The sequence below is a fragment of the Actinokineospora sp. genome, from assembly GCF_052390155.1.
GTDB lineage: Bacteria > Actinomycetota > Actinomycetes > Mycobacteriales > Pseudonocardiaceae > Actinokineospora.
This window is the reverse complement of the sequence record NZ_JBQTHF010000062.1, coordinates 1-20185: the sequence shown is the minus strand read 5'-3', so window position 1 is coordinate 20185 and position 20185 is coordinate 1. Positions and strand designations below refer to the sequence as shown.

The window sequence follows — 20185 nt, the reverse complement described above, 5'->3', positions numbered from 1 at the left end:
CTGCGTCCGCGACTACGAGACCCTGCCCGACCACCACGAAGCCATGGTCCACATCGCCATGATCATGACAATGTCCCGACGACTCGCCCGCGAACCAGACAAGTGATCCAGTTTCAAAATGCCCTCTGAGGTTCCGCCGCCGAATTCTCACGATCCCGTTCTGGCCGATGACACCCGGTAGGCAGTACGCTCCTGCACTCGTGAGCGGCCCGACCGGGGTACCCGTGGTCGGCGGCCGCGCCACCGAGCGTCGGGCTGAGAGTGAGCAAACTGGTGTGGCCCAAGGAGTCGCTCCCGCCGGACGGCGTAGCGCGGGTGTCCCAGGGTCGTCCGTCAGGCTGGTCACCGAGCCCGTGTTCAGCCGCCAACCGGACGTGAGGACCTAGATCAGATGTCATCTGTGCCCGTCAGTCACCGGGAGGAGCGTCCGCTCGTCGAGCAGGGCGTGCTGGCACCGCTCGCCGCCGTGGTCGTCGCGGGTGGTGTCTGGGTGTGGGTGACGGTCGAGACGCCGTCGGAGTCCCGGGCCCTGGTGGGGGTCTTCGGCGCGCTGCTCGTGGTGCTGCTCGGCGTCGCCTTAGCCATGGCCGGGCACCGCGCTGGTGTCGCGGCGCGGCGCGCCGACGAGGTCGAACTGATGCGCGACGAGGTCGAGTCGATGCGCGACGAGGTGGATGCCCGTGCCGCCGAACTCGCCGTCCTGGCCCGGCAGACGCTGCCGACCGCGGTGCGGCAGTTGCGCCACGGCGCGTCTGCGGACACCGTGCTGGCCGAGGCCCCGGCGCAGGCCAGCGACCTGCACGAGCACATCCTGCAGTTGCTCACCAGGGAGATCAGCGTCGGCGAGCGGCAGCGCGCCGCCGCCATGGCCGCGTGCGCCAACGCCGCGAGCCGGGTGCAGGCGCTGGCCACCAGCACCCTCGCCGACCTGCGCGAGATGGAGAACCGGCACTCCGAGGAGGTCCTCGGCGACCTGCTGAAACTGGACCACGCCACGGCGCAGACCGGCAGGCTGGCGGACAGCATCGCGGTGCTCAGCGGCGCCCGGTCCGGCAGGCGCTGGACCAAGCCGATCGTGATGGAGAGCATCCTGCGCGGCGCGATGGGGCGGATCAACGCCTACCAGCGCATCCGGCTGCACTCCACCAGCGCCGCCGCGGTCGCCGGGTACGCCGCCGAAGACGTCATGCACGCCCTGGCCGAGCTGATGGACAACGCCACCCGGTTCTCCGCGCCGTCGGAAGACGTGCACATCTACGTCGAGGAACTGCACGCGGGCGTGGTGATCACCATCGAGGACGGCGGCCTCGGCATGAAGCCCGCCGCGCTGCAACGGGCCGAGCGGGCGGTGTCGCCTGCCGAGCCGCTGGACCTGGCGACGCTGTCCGGTACCCGGCTGGGCCTGGCCGTGGTCGGCTGCCTGGCCCGCAAGCACGAGCTGCACGTGTTCTTCCGGCCGTCCTCGCGCGGCGGCGTCGGCGTGGTGATCAGGATCCCGCACCGGTTGATCACCCAGGTGCGGCAGGACTCCTGGGTCGCGCCGCGGGCCGTGCTGACCGGGTCGGCGTCGGCAGCAGGCGACAACGGCGCGCAGTCGCTCTCCGGCGTGCTGACCGGGTCGGTGTCCGACACCGGCTCGCTCGCGCTGGCCGAACTCCCCGAGGAGCCCGCGCCGGACGACAGCGGGTCCCTGCCCAAGCGCCACCGCGGCCACACCCTGGCGGCCACCCTGCCCTCGCCGCCCGCCGTCGCCCCGCTCACCCCCTCGCCGCGGCCGCGCGCCGCCGCGGGTGCCCGATTCGGCGCGTTCCGGGCGGCGGCTCGCACCGAGCAGCCCGACCCGGTGCTCGACGCCGATGTCGTGCCGGAAGAAGCAGGCGAGACCAAGGACGACAGCGGTCGATGACCACGCCCGCGCGCTGCCGTCCCCCGATAGCCAACCGTGCCGGGCGACCGGCCCGCGGCCAGTGACAGATTGGAGTGCGGGCAGGTGTTCCGGGCCGCCGCCCGGGGCCACCACCCCAGAATCCCGATGACCACGACAAACCCGAGCCTCGAATGGCTGCTGGAAGACCTGGTGGAGAAGACGCCGGGTGCCCGATACGCGCTGGTGTTGTCCCGGGACGGCCTCAGGCTGTGCCACACAGCCGAGATGACCGTGGACCAGGCCGACCAGTTGGCCGCGATCGCCGCGGGCTTCCAGGCACTCTCGCACGGCGCGTCCGTCGAGTTCGGCGACGGCTCCGGGGGAGTGCGCCAGTCGATGACCGAGTTCCACGGCGGGCTGCTGTTCATCGTGGAGGCCGGGGTGGGCGCGCACCTGGCCGTGCTGACCGCCGATGACGCCGACGTCGGCCTGGTCGGGCACAACATGGACGAGATGATCGAGCAGATCGGGGCCTTCCTCACGGCGCCGCCCCGCGTCGCGCGGCCCAGCAGTCGGCCGGCATGAGCCGGAGGGCCGTCGACAGCGAGGACCCCGACCGGCTCTACACCGTGACCGGCGGGCGCAGTCGCGCGGACGAACGCGACCTCGACCTGGTCACCCTGATCGTGAGCGAGTGCGACCCCAGCGCGGGCATGCAGTCCGAGCACGTCAAGATCCTGCGGCTGTGCCGGTTCCCGACCGCGGTCGTGGAGGTGTCCGCCGAGCTGGGGCTCCCGGTCAGCGTGGTGAAGATCCTCGTCGGCGACCTGATCGCCACCGGCCGGGTGGTCGCCCGCCACCCCACCTCGACCCGCGCCGCCGCGCAGCTCCCCGCCGCCGATTTCCTGAAGAAGGTGCTCGTTGGACTCCACAATCTCTGAGCGGACCGACCGCGCTCCGTTATCGAGCACGGCCGCGGAGGGCCTCAAGATCGTGATCGTCGGCGGGTTCGGTGTCGGTAAGACGACCCTGGTCCGCTCGGTCAGCGAGATCCGTCCGCTGAGCACCGAGGAGACCATGACGCAGGCCGGTGTCGGCATCGACCACACGGCAGGCGTGCTGGACAAGGCGACCACCACCGTCGCGTTCGACTTCGGCCGGATCAGCCTCGACGAGCAGATGGTGCTCTACCTGTTCGGCGCACCCGGCCAGGACCGGTTCTGGTTCCTGTGGGACCGGCTGTTCGCTGGCACGCTGGGCGCGGTGGTCCTGGTGGACACCCGCAGGCTGGCCGATTCCTGGTACGCCATCGACCGGCTCGAACACCACGGGATGCCGTTCATCGTGGCTCGCAACAACTTCGACGGCCCGGTGCACGACCTGCGCGCGGTCCGCGACGCGCTGACGTTGTCCGAGGACGTGCCGCTGATCGACTGCGACGCCCGGACCAGGGAGTCGTCCAAGCAGGTGCTGATCACCCTCGTCCGCCACCTCCACACCCTTTCCGCCGCCCGGGAGACCACGCCATGACCGACGCCCCGCACCCCGCCGACGCAGGCTGGCCCACCACCACGACGGCAGCCGAAGTCGACCCGACGCACGCGGAGGCGGTGCCGCTCTACGGGCCGCGGTTCCAGCAGGACCCCGCCGCGCTCTACGGCGAGATCCGCCGCCTGCACGGCCCGGTGGCCCCGATCCTGCTCGACGGCGGCATCCCGGCCTGGTTCGTCTCCGGCTACCGCGAGGTGCACCAGGTCACCAGCGACTCCCAGCTCTTCGCCAGGGACACCCGCCGCTGGAACGCCTGGGACCGCGTCCCGGCCGACTGGCCGCTGCTGCCGTTCGTCGGCTACAACACCTCGATCATGTTCACCGAGGGCGCCGAGCACCAGCGCCGGGCGGGCGCCATCGGCGACGCCCTCGCCGCGGTCGACCAGTTCGAGCTGCGGTCGCACTGCGAGCGGATCGCCGACCGGCTCATCGACGCGTTCGCTGGCAGCGGCAAGGCCGACCTGATGGCCGACTACGCGCTGAAGATCCCGCTGCTGGTGGTGGCCAAGATGTATGGGATGCCCGAGGCCGACACGCCGGACCTGGTGCGCGACATCGCCATCTCACTGGACAACGGCAGCGACGCGATGGCGGCCCACCTGCGCGTCGCGGCGACCATGCGGCGGCTGGTGGCGGGCAAGCGGGCCCGGCCGGGCCCGGACGTGCCGTCGCGGCTGCTCGACCACCCGGCAGGCCTCGCCGAGGACGACATCGTGCTCGACCTGATCGTGGTGACCGCGGCGGCGCAGCAGCCCACGGCCAACTGGATCGGCAACACCATCCGGCTGATGCTCACCGACGCCCGGTTCGCGCTGACGCTGTCCGGCGGCCGGGGCAGTGTCGGCCAGGCGCTCAACGAGGTGCTCTGGCAGGACACGCCGACGCAGAACTTCCTTGGCCGCTTCGCCGTCCGCGACACCCAGCTCGGCGGCAGGCGCATCCGGGCGGGCGACCTGATGGTGCTCGGCCTCGCTGCGGCGAACGCGGACCCGCACGTGCGGCCGGACGCCTACTCGGGCGCGGGCGGCAACCACGCGCACATGTCCTTCGGCCACGGCGAACACGGGTGCCCGTACCCGGCGCCCGAGGTCGCGGAGGTCATCGCGAAGGCGACCGTCGAGGTGCTGCTGGACCGGCTGCCGGACGTGTCGCTGGCGGTGCCCGCGGAGTCGCTGGTCTGGCGGCCGTCGGTGTGGATGCGCGGGCTGGCCGCCCTGCCGGTCGAGTTCACGCCCACCTACGCGCCGAACCAGGTGGCCCCGATGCCCGCTCCCGCGCCCTGGTGACGGGCCCTCCGGGTCACCCGCGGCTCAGGCGGTTCGCGCCGTCGGGGTGAACCGCACCCGCAGGGCCTCCGGTCCGCGGGTGAACACGCCCCGCTCGACCGGCCTGAAGTCGTCGTCGAGGCGCAGGTCGGGCAGGGCGTCCAGGAGTTGGTTGACGCCCACCTCGACCTCGGACTTGGCCAGCAGCGCACCGACGCAGAAGTGTCTGCCCAGCGCGAACGCGAGGTGGTCGGCGGCGGCCGAGAACGCCGTGGCGGTCGGCAGGTCGGCGCGGAAGATGTCGAACGTGTCCGGGTCGGCGAAGCGCCGCGGGTCGCGGTTGGCGGCGCCGATCAGGCAGGTCAGCGTGCTGCCCTTGGGCACGGTCCCGCCGGACAGTTCGACGTCTTCGGCGGGCTGGCGCATGATCATGTGCACGGGCGGGGTGTAGCGCAACGTCTCGGCGAACGCGGGCGCGATCAGGCTCCGGTCCGCGCGCACCGCGTCGAGCTGCTCGGGGTGCGCCAGGAGATTGGCGAACAGGCTGGCGATGGCCTTGTCGGTGGTTTCACCGCCCGCGGCGAGCAACAGGCTGCAGAACGCCTTGATGTCCTCGTCGCTCATCCGGGTTCCGTCGATCTCCGCGGCGCACAGCGCGGAGAGCAGGTCGTCGCCGAGATCGTCGCGCCGGGCCCGGATGACCGGGATCATGTACTCGGCGAATTCCGTGCGGGTGCGCATTCCCGCCGCGGTCACCTCGGGGTCCTGGCTCAGGTTGCCGAGAAACGCGATAATGGCCGTGTACCAGCCCTGGAACCGTTCGTGGTCGGTTTTGTCCAGGCCGAGCATGTCCGCGATGACGTTGATCGGAAAGCGCCTGGCGAAATCGGCGACCAGATCCACCCGGCCGGATTCCCGGAATCCGTCGATGAGTTCGCCCGCATTGCGTTCGATCACCGGGAGGAACTTCCGCTGTAACTCGTTGCCGCGGAAGGCGGGCGCGACCAGGGCCCGGCGGACGGAGTGCTCGGTCCCGCTCATCTGCAGAATGGTCCGGCCGTGCACCGGTTCGAGCTGCCAGCCGTAGTTCTCGGTGGTGAAGACGGGGTCCTTGAATACTCGCGCCACGTCCTCGTACCGCGACGCGATGAAACTGTTGGTCGGCTCATGCCAGACCAGCGGCGAATCTTCGAGCATGATCCGGTAGGCCGCATAGGGGTCGGCGGCGAATTCTGCCGAGAGAATGTCCGGTGCTTCCCGAGCCGTGGTCATGATGCTCCCTTGGGGTAAGCGGTCGACAGCCTGCCAAGGTTAGCGATCACGTGTCCGGCCGGCTACGCGGTGTCATCGAGCAGGACGTCGCAGGTCAGTGCGTCCGTCCGGCCTGCAGGCGGCCGAGTTCGAGCGCCGGGCGGGCCAGATTCGACGGCGGTGGCGCTGGTCACAAGGCTCGTTGCGCGGGCTCGCTCAGGGCGATCGCTGGAAGATGTGGACCTGTTCGGCGTCGCGGTAGCCCATCCGCCGGTACCACGCGCGCGGCCAGTCGGTGGCCTCCGCGATCAGGTAGCACAGGTCCGCCCCCGCCTCGCGCGATCGGTGCAGTGCCTCGGTCACCAGGGCCCGGGCGAACCCGCTGCCCCGGCTCTCCGGCCGGGTGATCAGGTTCTCGAACTGCGCCAGCCCGTCGGCGACGTACAGTTCGCCGCGCGCGAGCACCTCGCCGCGGTCGTCGCGCACGGCGAGGAAGGTGACGTCGGCGCCCTGGGCGTACAGCAGGACGCGGTCGGTGAGCTGGGTGATCACGTCCGCGGGGTCCTGTGGGTAGTCCGCCTGCCAGTCCTGCCGCAGCGACGGCCGCAGTTCCGCGAAGGTGATCGCCTCCACCCGCCCGGTGTCCCGCGCGGGCAGCACCCCCGAGTGGATCATCGTCACAATCCGCTCGTGCGTCTGGTAGCCGGCCTTGTCGAAGGCCGCGGTGAACTCGGCCCCCCGCGCGTCCTCGTTGACCTGCACCAGCCGATGCGCGAGCCCCGCCCCGCCCAGTACCTCGTCGGCCGCCGCCACCACCTCGGCGGCGGGCACCGGCCCGGTCACCACGACCCGATTGTGGTGCCAGGAAGCCGGATAGTGCGCCTGCAGCAGCGCGTACCCCCACCCGAGATCCACCACGTCGGTCGCCTGCACCTTCGCGAACCGCTCCTCGAAGGCCCCGATCCGACGCAGCGCCACGGTCGTCTCCATACCAGCAATCATGGCCGCGCCAAGCCAATTGTCGCCACGACGTTTCGGCCCACCGCCGCCTGCCGTGGCCAAGCCCGGGTCAGTCAGGACCGAACCGGCGTCACCAGCCTCGAATCGTCCACAGTGGACGTCCGGTTCAGCCGTCGCCGAGCACCGTGATTCGGTCGTCGATCTCGGCCCACCGCTTGTCCGCGGTCAGGATCACGGTGGCGTTCTCCACGATCCCGGTAGCGATGACCAGGGCGTCGGGCAGCCGGAGAGCCCGGTGTCGCGCAAGCAGTTGAGCCGCTGCCACGGCCACGTCCTGGTCAACCGGTCGGCAGGTGCCGAAGAGCCGGTTCACCGCTGCCAGTCGATGATCGACGATTCCGCCGTCGCGCCTCGCCTCCCCGACGAGTACCTCGGCCAGTACCGAACTCGGCACGACGAACTGGCTGCCCGCCACGTGCTGGCCGCGGACGACTTCGATGGCGGACAGGTGGTGTGCGTCCAGCGGGTCGAACACCGCGATCACGACACTCGCGTCGAGGACTACCGCTCCCATTCATCCCTCAGTTCTTGGAGGTCGACGGCCGCTGTCAACCCGGGCGCGGAACCAGCCAGTTCGTCCAGCGCGTCAAGGAACGGGTCGGTGTGCCGGATGAGCCGAAACACCCCATCGGCCTCGACTTCGACTCGCAACACGTCCCCCGGGCGCACATGAGCGGCGGCCAGCGCCGCCACCGGAAGGGTCACCTGGTTCTTGCTGCTGACCTTGGTCGTGCGCACCCGAGACCCGTCATCCGAACGCTTTACCGGAGTGCTCATGAGTAAAGGGTAGTAGTTCGGCGCTCGTGTCCGTGAATTCGCCAGCGCCGGGCACGCCACGGTCGCAGGACAGGCACTAATCGTCGGGAGGTGGTGTGGGGGTTGGTCGGGTGCTGATCAGCAGCGCCAGGAGGGCGCCCGCCAGGCAGACCACTGCCGTGATCAGGAAGATGTCCGTGTACTGCGTCAGCAGGGCCTGCTGCACCGCCGCCTGGTAGTCGGCCAGTTCTCGCGCGGCCACCGCAGGGTCCTTGCCGAAGGGCAAGGGGGCGTTCAGGTTCGCGGTCAGGCTGTGGAACCGGTGCAGCCCCCACGCGGACAGCGCGGCCACACCGACCAGCATCCCGGTCATCCGGGCCACCACGACCCCGGCCGACGCCACGCCGTGGCGTTCGGTCGGGACGACGCGCAGGACGGCGGCCGACAGGGGGGCGATGACCAGGCCGAGGCCGAACCCGGCGACGGCGAGGTCGGTGTCGAGCCGGGGCAGGCCCAGCGGGTGAGCCGAGGACAGCAGGTCCAGCGGCCAGAACGACATCAGCAGGTACCCCGCGCCCGCGATCAGCATCCCCGCCACCGACACCACCCGGTCGCCGAGGCGGCCTGCCAGGACACCGCCGAGCACGGCACCGAAGGGCAGCGCCACCAGGAACCGCAGCAGCAGCAGGACGCCGCCGCGGTCGTCCTCGCCGAGCAGGGTCTGGGCGAACAGGTCGACGTTCACCAGGGTGACCATCAGCGCCCCGCCCGCCGCCATCGACACGGCCAGCGCCGCCAGGAACGGACGCATCGCGACGCCCGCCGGGTCGATCAGCTTGGTTCGGGCGCGCCGTTCCCAGAGCAGGAACGCGACCAGCGCGACGAGCGCCCCGACGAGCAGCGGCGGCCCCCACGGCGGCAGCACCGCCGTGCGCGGGTCGGGGTTGTAGAGACCGACCACGGCCAGCCCGAGTGTCACCGCCAGCAGCAGCCCGCCGACCACGTCGACCCGGACCGGATCGGCGGCCCGCCGGTGCGCGGGCACCGTGACCTGGATGGCGGCCATCGCCAGCACCGCGAGCGGCACGTTCACCCAGAACACCCCGCGCCACCCGGTGATGCCGAACGCGTCGGCCCACAGCGGCAGGCTAGCCAGGGCGATGCCGTAGAGCGGGCCGAGCACGCTGCCCAACTCCTGGGCCGCGCCGACCGCGCCGAGCACCGTCGACCGCTTGCGTTCGCCCCACAGGTCTGCCGCGAGCGCCATGGTCACCGGCAGCAGCGCCCCGCTGGCCACGCCCTGCACGACCCGCCCGGTGACCAGCATGGTCAGGTCGGTCGACACCGCGGTGATCACCGACCCCGCGAGGAACCCGAGCAGGCAGAGTTGCAGCACGAGCCTGCGTCCGAACCGGTCCGACGCCTGGCCGAGCAGCGGCATCGCCGCGATGTAGCCGAGCAGGTAGCCGGTGACGATCGGGGTGACCTTCTCCAGCCGGTTCACCGGGATCTGCAGATCCTCGATGATCTGTCGGATGACGCTGACCACCACGTAGGTGTCCAGCGCGCCGAGCAGCACGGCCAGCCCGCCCGCGCCGATCGCGACAGAGCGGCCGCGCCTGCCCGCCTCGGTGGTGGCCGTCATCTCAGGCGGGCGGGGTGATGGTGACCTGCTTGTCCACATCGGACAGTGTCAGGTCGACGGATGCGGACTGGCCTTCCCCGCTGGGCAGCGCCACCGACGCCTTCACCGGCCGCTTGTTGTCCTCCCGCAGCCACACGGTGATCTCCACGTCGGTGCTCACCCCGGGCACCACCGCGGCGACCACGTCCTTGGTGGCCGACCCGGTGACCTTGAAGGCCGGGGTGCCGTCGATGTCCTCCTTGCCGACCGTGCGCGGGTTGGTGATCTTGGCCAGGATGTTCGCGATTCCCTTGTCCGGGTTGAGGATCGCCGAGGGGTCGTAGATGCTGGCGCTGAGCGAGGCCGGGTACTGCTGGAACCCGCCGGTGGGCCCCTTGAGGTAGAGGGAGTCGTTGACCAGCACGAACTCGCCCTCGATGAGCTGGCCGAGCAGGGTCAGCTTGACCGTGCCCTTCGCCGCGCCGGACGGGCCGCCCTCGCGGGTCAGGTCGCCTTCGGCGTTCTGCACGGAGATCGCGGGGACGGTCCCGTTGACCTTGAGCACGAAGTGCGCGCTTCTGATGTCGCGGGTGGCCGCCGAGGCGTCGCGCAGTAACGCCCCGCCATCGGGCAGGTCGCTCGACGGTCCTCCTCCCGTCGGCTCGTCGGACGAGGTGCAGCCCGAGGCGAGCGCTGCGGTGAGCGCGAGGGCCCCGAGGAAGATCCGGCGCGTGAGCATGGGGGAATCGTAGGCCGGGATGACTGAGGGCGTCGGAAACTATCCACAGGGTGGTTCTCAGGAAGCGCGGAAGGTCTTGCGGTAGGCCAGCGGCGAGACCCCGATCGCGGTACGCAGGTGCTGGCGCAGCGACGCCGCGCTGCCCAGGCCCGACCGTTCCGCCACCTGATCGACGGGCAGGTCCGTGGTCTCCAGCAGTCGCCGCGCGTGCCGAACCCGCTGCCGCACCAGCCAGGCGCCCGGCGACAGCCCGGTCTCGGCCCGGAACCGCCGGGAGAACGTCCGCACGCTCATCGACGCGTGCGCCGCCAGCGCCGCCAGGTCCAGCGGTTCGTGCAGCCTGCCCAGCGCCCACGCCCGCGTCGGCGAGACCCCGCCGGACTCGGCGGGTAGCGGCTGGTCGATGAACTGCGACTGCCCGCCCGCGCGCCACGGCGGCACCACGCAGTACCGCGCCGCCCGGTTCGCCACCTCGCTGCCGTGGTCGGAGCGCACCACGTGCAGGCACAGGTCGACGCCCGCGCCGAGCCCCGCGGAGGTCAGCACGTCGCCGTCGTCGACGAACAGCACGTCCGGGTCGAGGTCGACGGCGGGGTAGAGCGCGCGGAACTCGTCGGCGAACCGCCAGTGCGTCGTCGCGGGCCGCCCGTCCAGCAGACCGGCCGCGGCGAGCACGAACGCGCCCGTGCAGATCGACATCACCCGGGTGCCCGGTCGGATCACGGCCAGCGCGTCGGCCACCGGGCCGGGCAGCGTGCCCAGGTGCCGCGGCCCGACCGACCTGGTGCCGGGCACGATCACCGAGTCCGCCGTGGCCAGCGCCTCCGGGCCGTGGTCCAGCACGGCGGTGAACCCCGTGGTCAGCCGCACCGGCTTGGCGTCCACGCCGCAGACCACGACCTCGTAATGCGGCGACCGGTCGGCGGCCACGGCGGCGTGCAGTACCTGCGGCGGGATGCACAGGTCGTAACCGACCGCCTCCTCGATGGCGAGCACGGCCACCCGGTGCGTCATGGCCAGATTCTTGCACATATTGGCAATCAGGCCACTCGATCGGTCGGCGCGGGCACCGCAGGCTTGCCCAGTGACCCACCTGGAGAACGCGCCCGTCCGAGTCCGCCGTCCGCACTGGGCCTGGTTCGTCGCCGGGGTCGCGTTCGTCGCGCTGGTCGGCGCCGCAGCGTTCCGGGCGGCGCCGAGCGTGCTGATCGAGCCGCTGCACCGTGAGTTCGGCTGGTCGACGGCCACCATCTCGTTCGCGGTCTCGATCAACCTGCTGCTCTACGGCGTCATGTCGCCGTTCGCCGCCGCGCTCATGGATCGGCTCGGCATGCGCCGTGTGGTCGTCGGTGCGCTTCTGCTCGTCGCGGCGGGCAGCGGCCTGACCGTGTTCATGACCGCGAGCTGGCAGCTCCTGCTGTTCTGGGGCGTGTTCGTCGGCATCGGCACCGGCTCGATGGCGCTCACCTTCGTCGCGACAGTCACCTCCCGCTGGTTCGTCAAGCACCAGGGCCTGGTCAGCGGTGTGCTCACCGCGGCGGGCGCCGCGGGCCAACTGGTGTTCCTCCCGGTCGTCGCCCACCTCGCCGACGACCACGGCTGGCGCCCGGCGTCGCTGGCCGTCTCGTTCGCCGCGCTCGCCGTGGTGCCGCTCGTCCTCGTCGCCCTGCGCGACCACCCGAGCGACGTCGGCACCACCGCCTACGGCGCCGAGCCCGGCGTCGAACCCCCGCCGCCCCCGCCCGTGGGCAGCAGCGCTCGCCGGGCCGTCCTTGTGCTCCGCGAGGCCATCCGCAACCGGACGTTCTGGCTGCTCGCGGGCGGGTTCGCGATCTGCGGCGCCTCGACCAACGGGCTCATCGGCACGCACTTCGTCACCGCCGCGCACGACCACGGCATGCCGCAGACCACCGCCGCGGGCCTGCTCGCCCTGGTCGGCCTGTTCGACGTGGCAGGCACCATCGCGTCGGGCTACCTCACCGACAAGGTCGACCCGCGCTACCTGCTCGTCGCGTACTACAGCCTGCGCGGCGCGTCGCTGCTCGTGCTGCCGCACCTGTTCGCGCCCACCACGGGACTGCCCATGTGGGGCTTCATCGTGTTCTACGGCCTCGACTGGGTGGCCACCGTGCCGCCGACAGTGGCGCTGTGCCGACGGGTGTTCGGAGTGGACGGCCCGATCGTGTTCGGCTGGGTGTTCGCGTCGCACCAGGTCGGCGCCGCCGTCGCCGCGTTCGGCGCCGGGTACGTCCGCGACCACCAGGGCAGCTACGACCTGGCCTGGTACATCGCGGGCGGCCTCTGCGCGATCGCCGCGGTGATGTCGCTGCGGATCACGTCACAACCCGTCGGTGCGGCGAAGACTGGCGGTTGATGTCTACGCTGCGCTCATGGATCGCCAGCAAGAGTTCGTCCTGCGCACGCTAGAGGAGCGCGACATCCGGTTCGTCCGGTTGTGGTTCACCGACGTGCTCGGCTTCCTCAAGTCGGTCGCGGTGGCGCCCGCCGAGTTGGAGGGCGCGTTCGCCGAGGGCATCGGCTTCGACGGCTCGGCGATCGAGGGCTTCTCCCGTGTCTACGAGTCCGACATGATCGCCAAGCCCGACCCGGCCACCTTCCAGGTGCTGCCCTGGGAGACCCCGGAGGGCGAGCCCTACTCGGCGCGCATGTTCTGCGACATCGCCATGCCCGACGGCTCGCCGTCCTGGGCCGACCCGCGGCATGTGCTGCGCCGCACCCTGTCCAAGGCCAGCGAGGCCGGGTTCACCTGCTACGTGCACCCGGAGATCGAGTTCTTCCTGCTCAGCAACCTGCCCAGCGACGGCAGCGAGCCCATCCCGGCGGACAACGGCGGCTACTTCGACCAGGCCAGCCACGCCACCGCGACGCACTTCCGCAGGCACGCCATCGAGACTCTGGAGGCGATGGGGATCTCGGTGGAGTTCAGCCACCACGAGGGCGCGCCCGGCCAGCAGGAGATCGACCTGCGCTACGCCGACGCGCTCACCATGGCCGACAACGTCATGACGTTCCGGTACGTGGTCAAGGAGGTCGCGCTCACCCAGGGCGTGTTCGCCTCGTTCATGCCCAAGCCGTTCTCCAACCAGCCCGGCTCCGGCATGCACACCCACGTCAGCCTGTTCGAGGGCGACCGCAACGCCTTCCACGACCACGAGGACCCCTACCAGCTCTCCGCGTCCGGCAAGGCGTTCGTCGCGGGCCTGCTCAAGCACGCGCGCGAGATCTCCGCGATCACCAACCAGTGGGTCAACTCCTACAAGCGCCTGATCGTCGGCGGCGAGGCGCCCACGGCGGTCTGCTGGGGCCACGCCAACCGCTCCGCGCTGGTCCGGGTGCCGATGTACTCCCCGGCCAAGGCGTCCTCGCGGCGGGTCGAGATCCGGTCGCTGGACTCGGCGTGCAACCCGTACCTGGCCTATTCGGTGATCCTCGCCGCGGGCCTCAAGGGCATCGCCGAGGGCTACGAGCTGCCGCCCGCCGCCGAGGACGACGTGTGGTCGCTGTCGGACTCCGAGCGCCGAGCGGCGGGCTACGCCAATCTCCCGCAGAACCTCGGCGAGGCGCTCGCCGAGATGGAGAACTCCGAACTGCTCGCGGAAACCCTGGGCGAGCATGTCTTCGACTACTTCCTGCGCAACAAGCGCACCGAGTGGGATGCCTACCGGCGCAGCGTCACCCCGTACGAGCTGCGGTCGCTGCTGCCCGTGCTCTGAGATGGACATCGTCGAGCTGCAACGGCGCCGTGCGGCGGGCGAGGTCACCGCGGTCGAGCTGGCCCAGGCCGACCTCGACCGGATCGGGCACCTCGACCCACGGCTGCGCGCGGTGCTGACGGTCGCCCCGGACGCGCTCGTACGGGCCGCGGCCAGCGACCGCCGCGCCCGCGACGGTGCCCTGATCGGCCCGCTCGACGGCGTCACCGTGCTACTCAAGGACAACATCGACACCGCGGACCTGCCCACCAGGGCCGGTTCCCGCGCGCTCGCGGGCTCGGTCCCGCCGCGTGACGCGGACATCGTGCAGCGGCTGCGGGCGGCGGGCGCGGTCGTGCTGGGCAAGGCGAACTTGTCGGAGTGGGCGAACTTCCGGTCCACGAACTCGGTGTCCGGGTGGTCGGCCGTCGGCGGCCAGACGCACAACCCGCATGTGTTGGCGCACAACCCGAGCGGGTCGTCGTCCGGCTCGGCGGTCGCGGTTGCCGCCGGGCTCGCGCGGGTGGCCATCGGCACGGAGACCAACGGCTCGATCGTCAGCCCCGCCGGGGTGTGCGGGATCGTCGGGGTGAAGCCGAGCCTGGGCTTGCTCAGCGGCGCGGGCATCGTGCCCGTGTCCGACCGTCAGGACACCGCGGGGCCGATGGCACGGCACGTGGCCGACGTCGCGCTGACCTTGGCTGTCCTTTCGGGTCGGGTGTTTCCGGTTCACCCGGTCTCGTTGCGTGGCAAGCGCATCGGCGTGTGGCATCTGTCTGGAGTGGACACTTTCGCCGATCGAGTGATCAAGTCTACTGTGGACTCCTTGACGGCCGCCGGTGCCATCCTGGTCGACGTCGACCTGCCCGACATCGCGGAGATCGACGAGCGGTCCTGGTTCGCGCTCACCACCGAGTTCCGGTGGCAGATCGAGGCCTACCTGCGCACCCGCCCCGGCGCGCCGCACACCCTCGAAGCCCTCGTCGAGTACAACCGGAGCGACCCGGCGGAGCTGGCGCCGTTCGGCCAGGAACTCTTCGAGTTGGCCCTCGACGCAGCCCCGCCCACCGATCCCGGCTACCTGGCCCACCGCGCCATCGCCACCGACCTGGCCCGCCGCTCGGTCGACGGCGTCCTGGCAGAGCACCGGCTCGACGCGATCATGGCCCCGACCAACGCCCCCGCGGAGGTCACCGGCAGCCCGTGGGTCGACGTCGGCTCCGCCACGCCCGCCGCGGTGTCCGGCTATCCGGCGATCACCGTGCCCGCCGGATTCGCGGGCCCGCTGCCGGTCGGCGTGTCGTTCTTCACGGGCGCCGGGCGCGACGCCGAGCTGATCACGCTCGCGGCGGCGTTCGAGCAGGTCCACCCGGCCAGGCAGGACCCGGAACTGCACCCGACGCTGCCCAAGTGATCACGCTCCGGGGTCGACTTCGCTCGATCGGGTGGCACGCGGTCGGCGGCTGAGCCGTTAGGTTGGCGCCGTGCCCGACGTCGCCGCCGTGAGTCCGCTGATCGCCTGCACGGTCGCCGCGAGCGCGGACTTGCCTGCCGCCCGCGTCGCCGCGCGCACCTTCCTCGACCACCACCCGGGGGCCCGATTCGTCACCCTGCTGGTGGACGGCGCCCCCGCCGACGACGTGCTGCTGCCCGCCGACATCGGCATCGGCACCGACGAGTTCGCCGTGCTCGCCACCGGCCACACCGCCCGCGAGGCGTGCGTCGCCCTGCGGCCCCGGCTGCTGGAGTGGCTGCTCGGCAAGCACGACGCCCCGGTGCTCTACCTCGACCCGTGGGTCCGGGTGTACGCCCCGATCACCGTCGCGCTCGGCGACGCCGCGCTGGTCCTGGTCCCCAAGGTGCTGCGCCCGCTGCCCGCCGACGGCCTGCGCCCCAGCCAGGACGACCTGCGCGCCGCCGGGGTCTACGACGAGGGCTTGCTCGCCGTCGCGCCCGGCGCCGAGCCCTTCCTGCACGCCTGGGCCGAGGTCGCCTGCCCGGACCCGGCCCGCGCGGGCGCCTTCCTCGACGGCGCGCCCGCCTTGGTCGACCACCGCGTGCTGCGCGACCCCGGCATGGGCCTGTCCCGGTGGAACGTCGGGCAGCGCCCGCTCGCCCGCGCCGCCGACGGCTCCCTCACCGCGGGCGGCGCGCCGCTGCGCACGGTCGACTTCGCCGGGTTCGACCCGGCCCGGCCGTGGCTGCTCACCGCCGAGATCGCCGAGCGCCAGCGGGTCCTGCTCTCCGAACACCCCCTGCTCGGCCGCGTCTGCGCCGACTACTCGGCCGAACTCGCCGACGACGCGCCCGTGCCCGCCGTCCGATTCGGACAGCTCGCCGACGGCACCGCCTTCCCCGGCCCGCTGCGCGCCGCGTTCCGCGCGGCCAGGTCCGGGCCGACCGCGGCCAGACCACCCGCCGCGGGCACCGACCCGGCCGGTTTCCTGCGGTGGGCCTGCGCGCCCGACCCCGACCTCCCGACGGCCACCCGCTGGGCCGCCGCGCTCTGGGCGGGCGATCCCGACCTGCGCACCCGCTTTCCCGAGCCGTTCGGCGCCGACACCGCGCCCTACCGCGACTGGTGCGCCACCGACGCGGTGCTGGCGGGGCGCCTGCACCAGCGCGCGGTGCCCGGCGAGTCCGGCGCCGACGTCGCGCTCATCGACCAGATCGGCGTCTCCGTGCTGGGCACGAGCCCGCTCGCCGACCGGGTCCGGCTCGCCGCGGCCGCGTCCGGCCTGCCCGTGTCCGACGAGCCGGTCTACCCCGTGGTGCTTATGTGCGACGGCACAGCCGGACTGCCCAGACGGCGGCATGTCATCGCGGTCCGCGACGAGTTCGCGCCGGTCCCGGCGGTGGCCGACGAACGCTGGCTCGTCTGGCCCGCGTCGACCCCCGACCCCGACGGCACGGCCACGCACGTCGTCCCGCTCCCGGTCGCCGACCCGGGCGCCCGCGACGAGGTCGGCCTGGACGAGGCCCGACACGCCCTCGGCCTGGCCGCCGAACCGGTCTTCGTCGCCTTCGCCGACCCGGCTGGCGATCTGCTCGCCGCGTTCACCGCGGCCTTCCCGTCCCGCGCGGACGTCCGGCTGCTGCTGCTCATGCCCGCCGCGGTCGCGCGCACCGAGGCCGCGGAACGGCTGCGCCTCGCCGCGTCCGCGGACCCGCGGGTGCGACTGGTCACCGAGGAAGCGGGGTTCGACCGCGCCGTCGACGCGGCCACCTGGGCGGTGTCGTTGCACGAGCACGGCACGGCGCTGGTCAACGCCTGGCTCACCGGCGTCGCGCTGCGCGGTATCCCGCTGATCACCCTGGCCGTCGGCACCGGCGCCGAACTGCTCGGCGACGAGAACTGCGTCGCCCTGCCCACCGACGAGTTCGCCGCCGACACCATGATCGCGGGCGCGATCCGCGACCTGGCCGACGACCACGCCACCGCCGACAAGATCGGGTCCGCCGCGCGCACCCACCTGCTGGAGACGCTGGCGCCCGCCGTCGCGGGCGCGGCCGTGCGCAGGCGGATCGAGCTGGCCTATCGGAGTTGGCGGGCGGGCCGCGCGCTCGCCACGGCCACCGACGACGACCCGCTGCGCGCCCTGCGCACCGCCCGGCACGCGTTGCTGCGCAGGCCCGACACCGATGTCGGGCACAAGATCCCGATGGCCCCGCAGCTGCGCCGGGCCGTCCTGCGCGTGCTCAACCACTACGACTCGCACCTGAACTGGGTGCTCGGCTCGCTCATCGACGGCATCGAGCGCACGGCCGCCGAGCTGGTCGAGCGTCAGGAGAAGCTCGCCACCGCGGGCGCGGGGCTCGACGTCGACCTGTTGCGCGCCGATCTGGACCTGGTGGTCGACCGCAACGCGCAGCTCGGCAAACAGGTGTCGGCCGCCGGTGAGGAGATCGTCCGGCTGCGCGGCGAGGTCGCGGGACGCGCCCGGTCCGTCGACGACTTGTCCGCGCGGGTACGGGCGGCGGCCACCCGCGAGGTCGCCGACCCGGGCGCCGCCGACCAGGTCCGTGCGCTCACCGACGCCCTGGCGGCGAGTACCGCGCGGATGGACGCGCTGGAGGCCCGGCTCAGCGAGCGCGACGGGGCGCACGCGATGGGCACGTGGTCCGCCGACCAGGCCCTCCGCGCCACCGACGCTCTGCGCCGCGTGGTCGTCCGACAACACGAACGAGTGACTTCGCCGGAGATCGCCGACGTGTCGAGCGCCCTGGTGCTGTGCGACGCGGGCCTGCTGCGGCTGCCCGCGCGGGACAGCGTCATGTCGGCCGTGCTGTCGAGCAACGGTGTGTGGGAGCCGGACGTATCGGAGCTGATCGACTCGCTGATCGAGCCGGACAGCGTGTTCCTCGACATCGGCGCGTACGTCGGCTACCACGCCATCCGGGTGCTCAGCAGACTCGGCACCAGCGGCACCGTGGTCGCCGTCGAACCGGCCGCCGACGCGGTGAAACTGTTGCGGCACAACGTATCCGAGAACGTCTCGGCCGCCGTCGCCGAGCGGCTGACGGTGCTCGAAGCGGCCGCGTGGGACAGCCAGGCCGCCCTGGTCGCGACCCCCGCGCCGGGGGGTGGGCACACCGTCGCGCCACAAGATCCAGAAACAGTGATCACCACCACATCGGGTGAACTTGCCCTTTCCGGCGTCCGGCTCGACCGCGAACTCGACGGCTTGGCGGTCGCCAGAGAGCAGCGATTGTCGGTCGTGAAGGTCGACGTTCCTGGCCGTGGCCACCGGGCATTGGGCGGTCTGGTGCGCCGGTTGCGCAAGGACCGCCCGCACATCGTCTTCGCCGTCGAAGGCGCGTTGACCAGTGGTTTCGGTGATGATCCGACGGTGGTGCTCGGCGAGTTCCGCACGTGGGGCTACGAGCTGGTGCGGCTGGGCGAGCAGCGTGCGGTGCAGGTCGATGACGTGGTCGAGGAGGTGCGCGCCGGGCAGGTGCGCACCCTGTGGCTCAGACCATCCACAAGCCGCTGACCAGCCGATTTGACTTGTGAATTCGGCCTGAGTAACTTTCTCCATGTCGCACGGAGCGCCGGACGGAACAGGACGCAAGAGCCTGGCGGGGACGGAGCGGAAGACAAAGCCTCTGGTAAGTTTCAGGAGCCGGACTTCCACCGGGTCGAGCGGGTTGACACCGCGAATCGAACCGGGTAAAGTTCTGCGGCGTTGCCTGAACCGAAACTCCCAGCAAGGGTCACTCGATCCAGCGCGGGGATGCCCCGGTAGGGCGGACAAACTTAGCTAGGCAATACCAGCCTCCGTTGAGTTCGCTCGCAAGAGTGAGTGATGTGGATGTGCGTGTGTTGTTTGAGAACTCAACAGTGTGCCGATTTAAGCCAGTAGAGCTTGAATATTGAACCCTTTGTGGGTTCCTTTGAGATGGATTGATGCCAGTTTGTGGTGTCTTTTTGTCGGGTAGAACACTCATTCATTGTTGGAGAGTTTGATCCTGGCTCAGGACGAACGCTGGCGGCGTGCTTAACACATGCAAGTCGAGCGCTGAAGCCCTTTGGGGTGGATGAGCGGCGAACGGGTGAGTAACACGTGGGTAATCTGCCCTGCACTCTGGGATAAGCCTGGGAAACTGGGTCTAATACCGGATATGACCGCCTCTCGCATGGGGGGTGGTGGAAAGTTCTGGCGGTGCAGGATGAGCCCGCGGCCTATCAGCTTGTTGGTGGGGTAGTGGCCTACCAAGGCGACGACGGGTAGCCGGCCTGAGAGGGCGACCGGCCACACTGGGACTGAGACACGGCCCAGACTCCTACGGGAGGCAGCAGTGGGGAATATTGCACAATGGGCGAAAGCCTGATGCAGCGACGCCGCGTGAGGGATGACGGCCTTCGGGTTGTAAACCTCTTTCAGTAGGGACGAAGCGTGAGTGACGGTACCTACAGAAGAAGCACCGGCTAACTACGTGCCAGCAGCCGCGGTAATACGTAGGGTGCGAGCGTTGTCCGGAATTATTGGGCGTAAAGAGCTCGTAGGCGGTTTGTCGCGTCGGCCGTGAAAACCTGGGGCTTAACCCTGGGCCTGCGGTCGATACGGGCAGACTTGAGTTCGGTAGGGGAGACTGGAATTCCTGGTGTAGCGGTGAAATGCGCAGATATCAGGAGGAACACCGGTGGCGAAGGCGGGTCTCTGGGCCGATACTGACGCTGAGGAGCGAAAGCGTGGGGAGCGAACAGGATTAGATACCCTGGTAGTCCACGCCGTAAACGTTGGGCGCTAGGTGTGGGGATCTTTCCACGATCTCCGTGCCGCAGCTAACGCATTAAGCGCCCCGCCTGGGGAGTACGGCCGCAAGGCTAAAACTCAAAGGAATTGACGGGGGCCCGCACAAGCGGCGGAGCATGTGGCTTAATTCGACGCAACGCGA

The 20185-nt window shown here is 71.0% G+C and carries 16 protein-coding genes and 1 rRNA gene; 10 read left to right on the top strand and 7 right to left on the bottom strand.

From position 1 onward, the window contains the following. Positions 1-391 precede the first annotated feature (391 nt). The 5 genes from ACT4N7_RS21985 to ACT4N7_RS21965 all read left to right on the top strand — a co-directional run bounded on the left by ACT4N7_RS21985 (position 392) and on the right by ACT4N7_RS21965 (position 4704). The gene (locus ACT4N7_RS21985; protein ID WP_444830705.1) at positions 392-1906 is read left to right on the top strand and encodes a sensor histidine kinase; all 1515 of its coding nucleotides are present in this window, start codon (positions 392-394) and stop codon (positions 1904-1906) included. A gap of 126 nt (positions 1907-2032) precedes the next feature. Continuing rightward, on the top strand, positions 2033-2452 hold the full coding sequence (locus tag ACT4N7_RS21980; RefSeq protein ID WP_444830704.1) for a roadblock/LC7 domain-containing protein: 420 nt from the start codon (positions 2033-2035) through the stop codon (positions 2450-2452). Continuing rightward, positions 2449-2808 (top strand): DUF742 domain-containing protein, encoded by a 360-nt coding sequence (locus ACT4N7_RS21975; RefSeq protein ID WP_444830703.1) that lies wholly within the window; start codon positions 2449-2451, stop codon positions 2806-2808. The genes ACT4N7_RS21980 and ACT4N7_RS21975 overlap by 4 nt, the downstream gene beginning before the upstream one ends. Beyond that, the gene (locus tag ACT4N7_RS21970; RefSeq protein WP_444830702.1) at positions 2789-3397 is read left to right on the top strand and encodes a GTP-binding protein; all 609 of its coding nucleotides are present in this window, start codon (positions 2789-2791) and stop codon (positions 3395-3397) included. Before ACT4N7_RS21975 ends, ACT4N7_RS21970 begins: the two co-directional genes overlap by 20 nt. Then, on the top strand, positions 3394-4704 hold the full coding sequence (locus ACT4N7_RS21965) for a cytochrome P450 (protein WP_444830701.1): 1311 nt from the start codon (positions 3394-3396) through the stop codon (positions 4702-4704). The genes ACT4N7_RS21970 and ACT4N7_RS21965 overlap by 4 nt, the downstream gene beginning before the upstream one ends. 24 nt (positions 4705-4728) lie before the next feature. On the opposite strand, the gene ACT4N7_RS21960 is transcribed toward ACT4N7_RS21965, so the two are convergent. From ACT4N7_RS21960 to ACT4N7_RS21930, 7 genes are all read right to left on the bottom strand, one after another. After that, positions 4729-5955, bottom strand: coding sequence for a cytochrome P450 (locus ACT4N7_RS21960; protein WP_444830700.1), 1227 nt, complete (start codon positions 5953-5955; stop codon positions 4729-4731). A gap of 195 nt (positions 5956-6150) precedes the next feature. After that, positions 6151-6924 carry a GNAT family N-acetyltransferase gene (locus ACT4N7_RS21955; RefSeq protein WP_444830699.1) on the bottom strand — a complete coding sequence of 258 codons (774 nt, stop codon included), beginning with the start codon at positions 6922-6924 and terminating at the stop codon, positions 6151-6153. Positions 6925-7060: 136 nt separating this feature from the next. Further along, on the bottom strand, positions 7061-7468 hold the full coding sequence (locus tag ACT4N7_RS21950) for a type II toxin-antitoxin system VapC family toxin (RefSeq protein ID WP_444830698.1): 408 nt from the start codon (positions 7466-7468) through the stop codon (positions 7061-7063). After that, complete coding sequence (locus ACT4N7_RS21945; RefSeq protein ID WP_444830697.1) at positions 7456-7731, bottom strand: AbrB/MazE/SpoVT family DNA-binding domain-containing protein; 276 nt, start codon at positions 7729-7731, stop codon at positions 7456-7458. The genes ACT4N7_RS21950 and ACT4N7_RS21945 overlap by 13 nt, the downstream gene beginning before the upstream one ends. A 76-nt stretch (positions 7732-7807) precedes the next feature. Continuing rightward, the gene (locus ACT4N7_RS21940; RefSeq protein ID WP_444830696.1) at positions 7808-9355 is read right to left on the bottom strand and encodes an MFS transporter; all 1548 of its coding nucleotides are present in this window, start codon (positions 9353-9355) and stop codon (positions 7808-7810) included. Position 9356: 1 nt separating this feature from the next. Continuing rightward, a complete protein-coding gene (locus ACT4N7_RS21935; protein WP_444830695.1) occupies positions 9357-10073 on the bottom strand; it encodes an LppX_LprAFG lipoprotein in 717 nt (238 codons plus the stop codon). 57 nt (positions 10074-10130) lie between these two features. Continuing rightward, positions 10131-11087 carry a GlxA family transcriptional regulator gene (locus ACT4N7_RS21930; protein WP_444830694.1) on the bottom strand — a complete coding sequence of 319 codons (957 nt, stop codon included), beginning with the start codon at positions 11085-11087 and terminating at the stop codon, positions 10131-10133. On the opposite strand from ACT4N7_RS21930, the gene ACT4N7_RS21925 reads away from it, so the two are divergent. The 5 genes from ACT4N7_RS21925 to ACT4N7_RS21905 all read left to right on the top strand — a co-directional run. After that, positions 11086-12447 carry an MFS transporter gene (locus ACT4N7_RS21925; RefSeq protein WP_444830693.1) on the top strand — a complete coding sequence of 454 codons (1362 nt, stop codon included), beginning with the start codon at positions 11086-11088 and terminating at the stop codon, positions 12445-12447. The genes ACT4N7_RS21930 and ACT4N7_RS21925 overlap by 2 nt on opposite strands. 16 nt (positions 12448-12463) lie before the next feature. Continuing rightward, a complete protein-coding gene (gene glnA / locus ACT4N7_RS21920) occupies positions 12464-13807 on the top strand; it encodes a type I glutamate--ammonia ligase (RefSeq protein ID WP_444830692.1) in 1344 nt (447 codons plus the stop codon). Position 13808: 1 nt separating this feature from the next. Next, positions 13809-15200 carry an amidase family protein gene (locus ACT4N7_RS21915; protein ID WP_444830691.1) on the top strand — a complete coding sequence of 464 codons (1392 nt, stop codon included), beginning with the start codon at positions 13809-13811 and terminating at the stop codon, positions 15198-15200. 70 nt (positions 15201-15270) lie between these two features. Next, positions 15271-18780, top strand: coding sequence for an FkbM family methyltransferase (locus tag ACT4N7_RS21910; RefSeq protein WP_444830690.1), 3510 nt, complete (start codon positions 15271-15273; stop codon positions 18778-18780). A 457-nt stretch (positions 18781-19237) separates the two neighbouring features. Continuing rightward, a 16S ribosomal RNA gene (locus ACT4N7_RS21905) occupies positions 19238-20185 on the top strand; the annotation flags it as partial.

Excerpts from the sequence above, each read along its gene's own strand:
- ACT4N7_RS21985 (WP_444830705.1), top strand. The coding sequence starts at position 392 with ATGTCATCTGTGCCCGTCAGTCACCGGGAGGAGCGTCCGCTCGTCGAG.
- ACT4N7_RS21980 (WP_444830704.1), top strand. The coding sequence starts at position 2,033 with ATGACCACGACAAACCCGAGCCTCGAATGGCTGCTGGAAGACCTGGTG.
- ACT4N7_RS21975 (WP_444830703.1), top strand. The coding sequence starts at position 2,449 with ATGAGCCGGAGGGCCGTCGACAGCGAGGACCCCGACCGGCTCTACACC.
- ACT4N7_RS21965 (WP_444830701.1), top strand. The coding sequence starts at position 3,394 with ATGACCGACGCCCCGCACCCCGCCGACGCAGGCTGGCCCACCACCACG.
- ACT4N7_RS21960 (WP_444830700.1), bottom strand. The coding sequence starts at position 5,955 with ATGACCACGGCTCGGGAAGCACCGGACATTCTCTCGGCAGAATTCGCC.
- ACT4N7_RS21955 (WP_444830699.1), bottom strand. The coding sequence starts at position 6,924 with ATGGAGACGACCGTGGCGCTGCGTCGGATCGGGGCCTTCGAGGAGCGG.
- ACT4N7_RS21950 (WP_444830698.1), bottom strand. The coding sequence starts at position 7,468 with ATGGGAGCGGTAGTCCTCGACGCGAGTGTCGTGATCGCGGTGTTCGAC.
- ACT4N7_RS21945 (WP_444830697.1), bottom strand. The coding sequence starts at position 7,731 with ATGAGCACTCCGGTAAAGCGTTCGGATGACGGGTCTCGGGTGCGCACG.
- ACT4N7_RS21940 (WP_444830696.1), bottom strand. The coding sequence starts at position 9,355 with ATGACGGCCACCACCGAGGCGGGCAGGCGCGGCCGCTCTGTCGCGATC.
- ACT4N7_RS21935 (WP_444830695.1), bottom strand. The coding sequence starts at position 10,073 with ATGCTCACGCGCCGGATCTTCCTCGGGGCCCTCGCGCTCACCGCAGCG.
- ACT4N7_RS21925 (WP_444830693.1), top strand. The coding sequence starts at position 11,086 with ATGGCCAGATTCTTGCACATATTGGCAATCAGGCCACTCGATCGGTCG.
- ACT4N7_RS21930 (WP_444830694.1), bottom strand. The coding sequence starts at position 11,087 with ATGACGCACCGGGTGGCCGTGCTCGCCATCGAGGAGGCGGTCGGTTAC.
- glnA (WP_444830692.1), top strand. The coding sequence starts at position 12,464 with ATGGATCGCCAGCAAGAGTTCGTCCTGCGCACGCTAGAGGAGCGCGAC.
- ACT4N7_RS21915 (WP_444830691.1), top strand. The coding sequence starts at position 13,809 with ATGGACATCGTCGAGCTGCAACGGCGCCGTGCGGCGGGCGAGGTCACC.